This is a genomic window from Streptococcus danieliae (genome assembly GCF_025447695.1).
In the GTDB taxonomy this organism is placed as follows: domain Bacteria; phylum Bacillota; class Bacilli; order Lactobacillales; family Streptococcaceae; genus Streptococcus; species Streptococcus danieliae.
Genome location: NZ_JAOBSU010000072.1, coordinates 1 through 9,381, shown reverse-complemented (window position 1 = coordinate 9,381; position 9,381 = coordinate 1). Strand labels below are relative to the sequence as shown.

The following is a 9,381-nucleotide window of genomic DNA, read 5'->3' as shown; positions in this document are numbered from 1 at the left end:
GTTCCTGTTTATATTGATGAGACAGGGTTTGAAACTTATTTCTATCGGGAATACGGACGCTCTTTGAAGGGACAGTTGATAGAAGGTAAGATATCTGGAAGAAGATTCCAACGGATATCTTTAGTTGCAGGTCAAGTAGATGGTGAACTTGTAGCTCCCATGACTTATGAAGATACCATGACTAGTGATTTTTTCGAAGCCTGGTTTCAACAATTTTTACTAGCTAGTTTGGACAGCCCATCCGTTATCATTCTGGATAATGCAAGGTTTCATAAAATGAGTCGTCTAAAAGTATTGTGCGAAGAACAAGGACATAAACTCTTGCCTCTTCCCCCCTACTCACCTGAGTATAATCCTATTGAAAACACATGGGCTCATATGAAAAAACACCTCAGAAAAGTATTGCCCAGTTATGACAATTTTCTGGATGCTTTGTTGTCTTGTTCTTGTTTCAAATGACTATATCTCTTAAACATCCTGAACGCATCATCATTATTGCGACGCACAGTCCTGATATTTGGATGCGTGCGGATGAAGTAGTCGAGTTGTAGTAGGGGTGTTAGGTAGTTTGATGAGTTGGATACGAAAAAGGCTAGGAGCGGAATCCTAGCCTTGATTGTTTGTAAATACAAAGAGTTTGCTGATGAGGTAGTTGAGGACGATAATCAAGACTTGCGAGGTCAGGGCCACAATGGCATTGACGGCTTGCAGGTTATGGTTGACAAATTGTCCAATGATTTCTGGGAATTGGGTGACAAAGAGATAGCTAAGTCCAATGTCTAATAGAAAAGTTGACAGACGGGCCATGAAAAATTTAACCAAACGCTCCCAACGGCCGGGGCTTTTTTGTTTGAAAACAAAGAGGTCATTGGTGATAAAGGCGAATAAGATGGCCAAAATATTGGCAGTGGCAGCTGAGACGACGGCGTCTTGGGTCAAGTAGAAGAAGAGGGTTCGGAAGACCAAATAGACAAGAGTCGCTAGGACACCGAAGAAGAGGTAGGATAGGACCTCGTTGTTAAAAAATTTTTGAATAAGTGTTTTCATGGAAACTAGTCTATCATAAAGCAGGAGAATGTGCTATACTGGGACTGTTGTAAATGCAACCCTTGATGCTTCCTTCTTTCGTCAAGCATATTTGAAGCGGAATTGCCGCTAAAGGAGTTTAGAATGAAATCATTAACCACTAAGGATCTGGCTCAGATCTCTCTTGTTGCAGCACTCTATGTTTTGCTGACTGTTTTGCCTCCCTTCAATGCTTTGAGTTACGGAGCTTACCAGTTACGGCTATCAGAGATGCTGAATTTTTTTGCCTTTTTGCACCCCAAGTATATCCTGGCCCTAACCGTGGGCTGTATGATTGCCAATTTTTATAGTTTTGGCATCATTGATGTATTTGTTGGGGGTGGTTCAACCCTAATCTTTGTTGCCTTGGGAGTTTGGCTCTTTCAATCTTATGTGGGTCGTGGAAAAATCTTGAATGTATTTGACAAGGGTTATTTTTTCTTTTCCCTCTTTTTTGCCAGTTCCATGTTTACGATTGCGTTGGAGTTACATTTGTTGCAAGGGTTGCCCTTCTTTTTGACCTGGTTTACGACGGGTCTGGGGGAGTTGCTGTCCCTTTTGGTAGGAGCGCTTTTGTTCCAAAACATGGGAAAACGCTTGCGGACCCTTTTTTAGAGTCTACTCGATCGATAAAACAGCGTTTTGTCGGTCTTTTTTTATCGAAAAAATTGCGACAAGGCTTATTTTAGGGGTTTATAGCTTATCTATTCTTATTTTTAATGGTTCATGATAAAATAAAGGCATGGAAGAAAGAATGATTGAATTGGTCGGGGAGCTGAATCGCTATGCCCAGGCCTACTATGAGCAGGATCAGCCGCTGGTCTCAGATCAGGAGTATGATCGTCTTTATCGGGAATTGGTGCAATTAGAGGAAAAGCATCCAGAGTTGGTTCGTTCAGATAGTCCAATCCATCGTGTGGGTGGTAAGGTTCTAGACGGCTTTAGTAAGTATCCGCATGTCTACCCGCTTTTTAGTTTGCAGGATGCCTTTAGCCTTGAGGAATTGGAAGAGTTTGACCAACGGGTTCGGAAGGAATTTCCGCAAGTTCAGTATGTCTGTGAAATCAAAATTGACGGCCTGTCTGTTTCCTTGACCTATGAACAAGGTGTTTTGGTTGTAGGGGCAACCCGTGGGGATGGCCAGGTGGGGGAAGATATTACCGAAAACCTCCGCCGGGTCCAAGATATTCCTTTACGGCTGTCCCAAGCCGTGGACATCACGGTACGTGGGGAATGTTACATGCCCAAGGAAGCTTTCCGTGACTTGAATCAGAAGCGGGAGTTGGAAGGCGAGACCAGCTTTGCCAATCCTCGAAATGCGGCAGCGGGAACCTTGCGGCAGTTGGACACGCAGGTGGTTTCTGATCGAAAGCTAGCGACCTTCTTGTACCAAGTGGCCGGTCCTTGGGAAGCAGCGAGTCAAGAGTCGGTTTTGGAGGACTTGCAAGCCTTAGGTTTTGTGGTTAATCCGCTGCGTCGGACAGTCGCAAGTATGGCTGAGGTCTGGGCTTTTATCCAAGAGATTCAGGAAATCCGTGAAGAGTTGGCCTATGAGATTGATGGGATGGTTATCAAGGTCAATGATTTAGCCATGCAAGAGGAACTTGGCTTTACGGTCAAATATCCTAAGTGGGCGATTGCTTATAAGTTTCCGGCTGAAGAAAAGGAAGCAACCTTGCTGTCTGTCGACTGGACTGTCGGTCGGACCGGGGTGGTCACTCCGACCGCTAATTTGAGTCCCGTCCAACTAGCTGGCACAAAAGTCAGTCGGGCGACCCTGCACAACCGGGACTACATTCTTGAAAAAGACATCCACCAGGGAGACACCGTTGTGGTCTACAAGGCTGGTGATATTATTCCAGCTGTATCCCATGTTGTCTTGCAGAAACGCCAGCCCGACAGTCAGGCGCTTGCCATTCCTAGCCATTGTCCCAGCTGCCAGTCTGAGCTGGAGCAGTTGGAGGATGAGGTGGCCTTGCGCTGTGTCAATCCCCAGTGTCCGGCCCAACTCAAGGAGCGCCTCAGTCATTTTGCCAGCCGCGCAGCCATGAACATCCAAGGCTTAGGGCCGTCCATGATTGAAAAACTCTTTGAAGCCAAGTTGCTGACGAGTGTCAGCGATTTGTATCGCCTGCAGCTGGAGGACCTGGTGGCCCTGGATGGGGTCCAAGCCAAGTCCAGTCAGAAATTGCTGGATGCCTTGGAAGTTTCCAAACAGAATTCAGCGGACCGCCTGCTATTTGGTCTCGGAATTCGTTTTGTGGGGGCCAAGGCCAGTCGTTTACTTTTGGAAAAATTTGAATCACTGCCGGCCTTAAGCCAGGCTAGTGAAGCCGAAATTGTATCTATTGAAGGCATCGGACCGGCAGTAGCCCAGAGCCTGAGTCATTATTTTTCACATGCAGAAGCCCAGCTGTTGCTAGAAGAGTTAGCGGCTGTCGGCATGAATCTCAGCTATCTTGGTCAAAAAAAGGTTGCAGATGGTATCCTGACCGGGCAAACGGTTGTTCTCACAGGAAAACTCAGCCGCTTGAAGCGGTCGGAAGCTAAGGCCAAGCTGGAAGCTCTGGGAGCCAAGGTAACCGGCTCGGTTTCGAAAAAAACCAGCTTGGTTGTTGCTGGCGAAGATGCTGGTAGTAAGTTAGCCAAGGCACAAGAGCTGGGGATACCAGTTCAAGATGAAGCCTGGTTGGAGAAATTGTAATGGCAGAATCTAGAAAAAGAGCCCGTTTGATTTATAATCCGACATCCGGGCAAGAAATTATGAAACGCTACATTGCCGATGTCCTGGACGTCTTGGAAGACCTTGGCTATGAAACGTCGGCTTATCAGACGACACCCCTCCCTTTTTCCGCTAAAATAGAAGCAGAACGGGCGGCTAGATCCGGCTTTGACTTGGTCATCGCAGCTGGTGGGGACGGGACCATCAATGAGGTTGTGAATGGGATTGCTCATTTGGAGTCCAGACCGCGGATGGCTTTTATCCCGGTTGGGACGACCAATGACTATGCTCGGGCCTTGAAAATTCCGATGGGAGATCCTGTGGCGGCGGCTAAGGTCATTGCACAAAATCAGTTGGTCAAAATGGATATTGGTCGGGCTTACGGAAGCAAGCATTTTATCAATATTGCGGCAGCTGGGACCTTGTCGGAATTGACCTACAGTGTCCCTAGTAATATTAAGACCCGGCTTGGCTATCTGGCCTATGTAGCCAAGGGGGCAGAGATGTTGCCACGGACCAAGTCGCGGAAAATTCGCTTGGAGCATGATGGGGGAGTTTTTGAGGGCAAGGTTTCTTTAATCTTTGTGGCCTTGACCAATTCAATTGCTGGCTTTGAAAAGCTGGCTCCGGATGCCAAGTTAGATGATGGGAATTTCACCCTTATCATTGTTAAAACAGACCGGATTTTTGACATGATGTCCTTGATCATTCAGGCGATCAATGGGGGTCAACATGTTACCGATCCTAATGTCATCTATATCAAAACCAAGGAATTAAAATTGGAAGTACTGGAAGGGGACCAACAGTTTATGTTGAACCTGGATGGAGAATATGGGGGCGACACCCCAGTCCATCTGGAAGTTCTTCCCAATCATTTAGAATTTTATGCCAATGTTGATGAAATCTCTGATGATGCATTGACCGGCAATCGAGGATAGAAATGCTAGAATATCGTGTATTGATTCATTACCATAGTCAGGAAGGACGCTATGCAGGTGTCAATCTCTGGCAATGGAAGGATGGGGATTTAGGGCAGGAAACACGGTTTTCCAACTATGACTATTTTGGACTCGCAGCTGAAATTAGCTATAGTGGCCATGGCCCGCTCGCGGCTGCCAAGTTTTTGATTAAGGCACATGATTGGTCCTGGCAGTCCCGGGATTTTGAGGTCAAGCTCTTACCTATTAATCTCAAGACAGAGGTCTGGGTTATTGAGGGAGATGAGACCCTTTATTACTCCAAACAGGCAGCCATGGCCAGTCCGCAATTTCGCTACCGCAACCCCCATGCCTTTGACATGGCCAATCATAGCCAAGGCTTTGACCAATACTGGGCCTACCAAGGTTGGCTGGGGGCTCGCTACGAGGCGACAGGATCTGTATTCAAGGTCTGGGCTCCAACCGCCAAACAAGTGGATTTGATCGTCTATACAGCGGCTACTAATGATGCCCCTGTTTGGAAAGTCTACCCGATGGAGCGGGGCAGCGTTGCCTCAACTGATCATCGGAAAAATGATATCGGGGTCTGGTCTGTGCGTGTGACCACGGACATTCGGGGTCTGGCTTATCAATACCATGTTTACCAGGACTTTGAAGACCGTTTGACCAGAGATCCCTATGCTACGGCTGCTACGGAAGACGGTTTTCGGTCAGTCTTGCTGGCAGAGGAGGATCGCGCCCTTCCTAATTTTTCCCTGGCAGATGAATCGAGGGCCACTTGGCGCGTGGACGATCCTAGTCAGGCGGTAATCTATGAAATGCATATACGGGACCTGACCAAGTCGCCAACATCAGGTGTTCCGGACAATCTTCGGGGAACCTATCTAGGAGCTGCCTATCCGGGCAGTCGGACGGCCAGCGGCCAGCCAACAGGCTTGGATTATATCAAGGAGCTTGGGGTTAACTATGTCCAACTCCAGCCGATTGCGGATCGCTTCAAGCAGTACGATTCAGAAGGAAATGTGCTCTACAATTGGGGCTATGATCCGCAAAACTATAATGTTCCGGAACCTAGCCTGTCCAATCGTGCTAGCTCACCTGCCCAGGTGATCCGGGATTTCAAAACCATGGTGAAAACCTATCATGACGCGGGTATCGGGGTGATCATGGATGTGGTCTATAACCATGTCTATTCGACCTATGATAGTCCGTTCCAGGCTTTGGTACCGGATTATTACTTCCGCATGGCCTATGATGGCTCCTTTGAAAATGGGACGGGTGTCGGCAGTGAGACGGCTAGTGAACACGCCATGTTCCGTAAATACATGATCGATTCGCTCCGCTACTGGGTCGAGGAATACCAGATTGATGGCTTCCGCTTTGACCTCATGGGTATCCATGACGTGGAGACCATGAATCAGATTCGCCAAGCCATGGATGAGATTGACCCCCGAATCCTCCTGTATGGCGAAGGTTGGGACATGGGAACCGTCCTTGCCCCCGAACAAAAAGCTAAAAAAGGCAATGCCCATCTCATGCCGCGAATTGGCTTCTTTAATGACGACCAACGGGACAGCCTCAAAGGATCCGAAGTCTTCGGACATCTCAAGGCCGGCTTTGTCAGCGGCCAGGGCAGCGAACACCAGGTTGCAGAAGCCTTCAAGGCTAGCCACAAGCTCGGCAGCTACCTGAGCCCATCCCAGGTCCTCAACTATGTTCAAGCCCACGATAATTACAACCTTCATGATCTCCTACAGGAGCTGCATCCAGATGAAGACGTTGCCACCCGTTGGCAACGCCAGGAACTGGCGACCGTTCTTAATTTACTCATGCCAGGCATGACCTTTATGGAAGCCGGCCAAGAATTTGGACGAACCAAACTCCTAGCAACCGGCCTAGACGGCGAGGTCACAGCTGCAGACAAGGAACGGGCCATGAATTCCTACAATGCCCCAGACGCAGTCAACCAGATTGACTGGAACCGCTTGGATTTTGTTCCCCAAGCCCTGGACCGCATTCGTCAACTGATCCAGCTCAAGGAGACAGACCCCAACTTTGCTTTTGCGACCTATGAAGAAGTCCTTGAAACCATCGATTTTGGACCAATAGAAGAAGGGTCTGGTCGCTTAGAAGTGATCTTCCGTGGTTCACAAAAGGACTACACCTTACTCGTGACGGTTAAAGAAGCCAGTCCACTAAATCATTTAGCAGACTGGGACCTAGTAGTCTCCAACCAAGAGGTCTGGGATGGACCATCCCTAGAGCCCTTGCATTACGCCTTGTTTGAAGGAAAACATTGATACATAATCCCCTTTCCGTTTTGGAGGGGGATTTTTTGGGTTGCGTGGAGCTAGGAAATTTTAATTTTGTGAAAGATAATGCTTTTTTTTTTTTGCATATATCATTGACGATTGTTGTGAAATAAGATATAGTAACGGTAGGAGATTTTTCTCCCTCTAAGAAAGGAACAGATTATGAAAAAAGAAGTTTATTCCCTCCGTAAATTCGGAAAATTATTGGCTCCAGCTGTATTAGGAGCTGCACTTTTGATGGCGGCCCCAGCCAGTGCGGACGAAGTGAGTCCAGCTGAGACTCCAGTCGGTGAAGGCCTTGTTACAGCTGTCAATGCTTCAGTTGCTTCAGACTTGGTCCAAGAATGGGGACAACCAACTATTGAAAACGGCAAATTGGTTGAAGGGGAGTGGGAAATCCCAGCAGATGCTAAACCTCTAAACTTGGTTGAAGACACAGCCCAAGGATCCACTGAAGCTGAGAAAAAAGCTCAAGCTGCTCTTGCCCAAGCCAAATCTGACGTTCAGGCTCAAGAAGAAAAACTAGCTGCTTCTGAGAAAAACTTGGTAGACAGCAAAAATAAAGTCATCGAACTGGAAAAGGCTGTTCAAAAGCAAGAAGAACTCGTTAACAAATTCCCAGCAGCAGTTCCAGAACTGGATTTGGAAGCGATGAAGAAAGGTGATTTCTCTTCAGCAGCTGGTGAGTGGAAGGCATTTGCCCAGAAAGATCACAATGAGTCTTCTTGGGGATCGATGAAGCAGGAGTTCCCATCTGTTATCTTGAATGATAATGGAAGTACGAATTATGACCCAAACAATGCTTTAGAGTATAAGGGAAAAAATTATACTGGATATGGGGAAGTATTTGCTTGGGAAATTCAGCGAACAAGAGAGTCTTATATTTTCTATCAAGATGAAAATATTCTAGAAGTAAAGCAGCCTTCTAATATATTAGTGCTTCGCTACCAACGTCCAATGGCAGATCCTGCCTTGGCAGGTGAATCTGCACGTCTAGCTGAGCTTAGAGCAGCTTTAGCAGAGGCTCAAGAAGACCTAGCCCTTAATATGGCTCAAGTAGAGGAAGCGCAAGCAGCTCTTGCAGTTAGCCGTCAAAATCTTCGAATTGCGGAAAAGCAAGTTGAGGTTGCTAGTCAAGGCCGTGTTGTAGCTGATGTTGAGGCTGAGCTAGCTGCTCAAAAAGAAGAGTTGGCAGCCCTTAAAGACAAGTATGTGACAGTTATTGATTTTGAAGCTATCGCTCAGGGAGATTTCTCAAGTCTAGCTGGTCAATGGACAACTGAAGAAGGAGCTTCTTTCACCTTCTCTAAAGAAGGAATGGTGAAGTTCGGTCCCTTTGAAGTTCAAGCTAGCTTTGATGCGGAAGCCCTTCGATTGGTACTTCCTCTTCCAAAAGGAGGAGATGTCTACCATCCAAGTTACCTACTGTTCACAGCGTCTAACGATGCCTTGATTTACTCAGATAACTTGGGTGAAAAACTTTATGTTCGTAAGGCTGTCTTGGATAACGCAGAAGTCTTTGAGCGAATTCAAGCCTTGGAAATCAGTATTGCTCTTTTAGAAGAAAGCCTAGATGCTTCTCTTGAAGTTTTGGATAATCTAGAAGAGGAATTGGTTGAACTTGAGGCTGAGAAGGAAGAGCTAGTCGTAGACTCTAAGGAAGCTAAAGAAGCTGTAGCAGCTAAAAACCTTAACAATGTTCCAGCAGCAGCTAAGGTTGTCGGTCTTACTTCTAAGAAATCTGTAGCTACAGATGTGAAGAGCTTGCCAAACACAGGAACCGATAGTGCTGCGATGGCTAGCTTAGCAGGTGTTGGTTTACTCCTCACTCTTGGAACTGTAAAAACTAAACGTAGAAAATAAACTGGAACTGTCCATCAGTCCCTGTTACACTAGTAGACTTATCTGTTATTATTTCTAGGAGCCTTCGGGCTCCTTTTTATAATTCAGTTTATAAAAGCTGAATTTTTTCATTGTGAGGGATCCGCTCTTCAGTTGACTTGATCTTACCAACAGACTATACTAAGAACCAATTGGAGGAAAAGCTCAATGACTGAAAAAACACAAGGCCAGCTGGAGGCTGAAGCTATTTTACAAAAGTACGGTGGCAGTTTTAGTCGTCTAGGTAAAGAAGGCACTATAAAGGAAAACAAGATTGTTTTTAAATTTGTTGCGGACGAAGCCAATCGTAAGCAGCGCGAACTAGTAGGGTTGGAATAGAAAGAGACTGAGCCAAAAAGTTCAGTGAATATGACTAGTTGAAACATTAGACTTCCTGCAAAACTATAATATGATAAACTAAAGCTATGAATTATGAATCCAGTAAAAAACTTTCCGATGTACG

Annotated in this window: 8 protein-coding genes and 1 riboswitch; of the genes, 7 read left to right on the top strand and 1 reads right to left on the bottom strand. The window is 46.4% G+C overall.

From position 1 onward, the window contains the following. Positions 1-459, top strand: a 459-nt coding sequence (locus N4310_RS06055) for a transposase (protein ID WP_262092472.1), incomplete at its 5' end; no start/stop codon positions are given. A gap of 147 nt (positions 460-606) precedes the next feature. On the opposite strand, the gene N4310_RS06050 is transcribed toward N4310_RS06055, so the two are convergent. Next, on the bottom strand, positions 607-1,047 hold the full coding sequence (locus tag N4310_RS06050) for a GtrA family protein (protein WP_262092471.1): 441 nt from the start codon (positions 1,045-1,047) through the stop codon (positions 607-609). A gap of 29 nt (positions 1,048-1,076) precedes the next feature. Continuing rightward, a riboswitch (PreQ1 riboswitch) is annotated at positions 1,077-1,173 on the top strand. On the opposite strand from N4310_RS06050, the gene N4310_RS06045 reads away from it, so the two are divergent. The 6 genes from N4310_RS06045 to N4310_RS06020 all read left to right on the top strand — a co-directional run bounded on the left by N4310_RS06045 (position 1,171) and on the right by N4310_RS06020 (position 9,257). Continuing rightward, positions 1,171-1,680 carry a QueT transporter family protein gene (locus N4310_RS06045; RefSeq protein WP_262092470.1) on the top strand — a complete coding sequence of 170 codons (510 nt, stop codon included), beginning with the start codon at positions 1,171-1,173 and terminating at the stop codon, positions 1,678-1,680. (Overlaps the previous riboswitch by 3 nt.) A 127-nt stretch (positions 1,681-1,807) precedes the next feature. Continuing rightward, the gene (ligA, locus tag N4310_RS06040) at positions 1,808-3,769 is read left to right on the top strand and encodes an NAD-dependent DNA ligase LigA (protein ID WP_262092469.1); all 1,962 of its coding nucleotides are present in this window, start codon (positions 1,808-1,810) and stop codon (positions 3,767-3,769) included. After that, positions 3,769-4,725, top strand: coding sequence for a diacylglycerol kinase family lipid kinase (locus N4310_RS06035; protein WP_262092468.1), 957 nt, complete (start codon positions 3,769-3,771; stop codon positions 4,723-4,725). The genes ligA and N4310_RS06035 overlap by 1 nt, the downstream gene beginning before the upstream one ends. A gap of 2 nt (positions 4,726-4,727) precedes the next feature. Then, positions 4,728-7,025, top strand: coding sequence for a type I pullulanase (gene pulA, locus N4310_RS06030; protein WP_262092467.1), 2,298 nt, complete (start codon positions 4,728-4,730; stop codon positions 7,023-7,025). A gap of 174 nt (positions 7,026-7,199) precedes the next feature. Further along, a complete protein-coding gene (locus tag N4310_RS06025) occupies positions 7,200-8,900 on the top strand; it encodes a DUF6287 domain-containing protein (RefSeq protein WP_262092466.1) in 1,701 nt (566 codons plus the stop codon). Positions 8,901-9,086: 186 nt separating this feature from the next. Further along, positions 9,087-9,257: a hypothetical protein gene (locus tag N4310_RS06020; protein WP_262092465.1), complete on the top strand. Its 171-nt coding sequence runs from the start codon at positions 9,087-9,089 to the stop codon at positions 9,255-9,257. Positions 9,258-9,381: the final 124 nt, after the last annotated feature.